General features: G+C 32.0%; 2 protein-coding genes. Both read right to left on the bottom strand.

The features are described from left to right. Positions 1-618 (bottom strand): DUF262 domain-containing protein (locus tag C0512_RS15745; protein WP_290863284.1); only part of this gene is annotated, 618 nt, incomplete at its 3' end. Between the two features lie 5 nt (positions 619-623). Next, positions 624-1,380 (bottom strand): hypothetical protein (locus C0512_RS15740; RefSeq protein ID WP_290863282.1); only part of this gene is annotated, 757 nt, incomplete at its 5' end.

The raw sequence follows: 1,380 nt of genomic DNA, 5'->3' as shown, positions 1-1,380 counted from the left end.
ACCCATATTAAGACGCGTGAAAATCTCTATAGGATTGTCTGTTTCTTCAGTAACTTCATACCAAATAAACCGGATGTTATTTTCAAGGTCTACATCATTTTCCTTATTTGTATCGAGCAAAGTGCTCAAAAACTTACCTTTATTAATCTGATTTTCTATAAACCAATTTTTGATAGTTATATAGGCCCAACTCATGTTGTAAAAATCAGCATTAGTCTTATCAATAGCTGTGATGTTATGCAAGTTATTTAAGAACTGTTTGCTGCTGACCCCTTCTTTTTCTCGAGTCTCATATTCAATAGTATATAAATTACTAGAACTGAAATTTATTTCCCTTGCATCTTTCAGATAGGTCAATAGGATAAAAATGGTAGTTAATCGTTGCTGTCCGTCAATCACTTCCCAAATACCATTTTTATTAATAACTACTATAGGTTGTAGGCAATAAAATTCGCCTTCCTCTTTGCCACGTTTGTTTTGAAACTCATAAATATCATTGAGTAAATCGGTTATCTCCTTATCCGTCCAGCGATAGCCTCTTTGATAGTAAGGGATAAAAAAGTGATTGTTTAAAAAATCCTTTTCACCTATTGCTTTTAATGTAATGGTGTTGCTCATTTTTATTATTTACCTATTTTACTTAGCTTATCAACCACATCGACAAAATCTTTTAATGACAAGTTCTCAATTTTGTTTCCTGATTTATCTTCTGATTTGGTTGAATTTCTCTTCCTCAAAGGGTCTTTATGTATTTCATCTAAAGCTACTTTCATATAGTGAACATATTCACCCTTATCTTCTGATGAGTCCTTTTTAAGTTGTTCCGAGAAGCCCACAATTGATTTTGCTAAAACCATTTTATAAGCATAATCTTCAATGATATTTTTCTGTTTTACATATTGATTAGCACAGAATATTGCTGCTATAATTGGCAATGGAATTAAGGCAATCCTACCGATAATAATATGTAATTCATCTGTCTTTTCGGTCAAAATCCAAATTCCTAGTCCTATAGCAATTACAATGAATATTGATGATGCTATTATCCAAGAACCTGAAAATTTCCATTTCCTAGCATCTTCATGTTGTGTTTGAAAAGAGGCACTGATACCTTCAGCGGTTTTATAATTTAGGGCTGTTTTGGCACTTTCAATAAGTTTTTTTGCCTCATCCAATATTTTTATTCTTTCGTTTTCGTAGTCAGCTAATTTTTGTTTGTTTTCATCTGTAAGTTGTTGCAGTTCAATAAGTCTGTTGTCTCTTTCCTGGACTTTTTGTGCAAAAGAGTTGATTACTTTCTCGTTAGCTTTAACCTCATTATAACTTTCTACAATACCTTCTAAATTTTCATCAGCCTCTTCTTTAACTTTTTCTAATGCT

The sequence above is a fragment of the Flavobacterium sp. genome (assembly GCF_013822155.1).
Classification (GTDB): domain Bacteria; phylum Bacteroidota; class Bacteroidia; order Flavobacteriales; family Flavobacteriaceae; genus Flavobacterium.
Note: the sequence above shows the minus strand (reverse complement) of the source record. Positions and strands in the feature narration are given on the sequence as shown.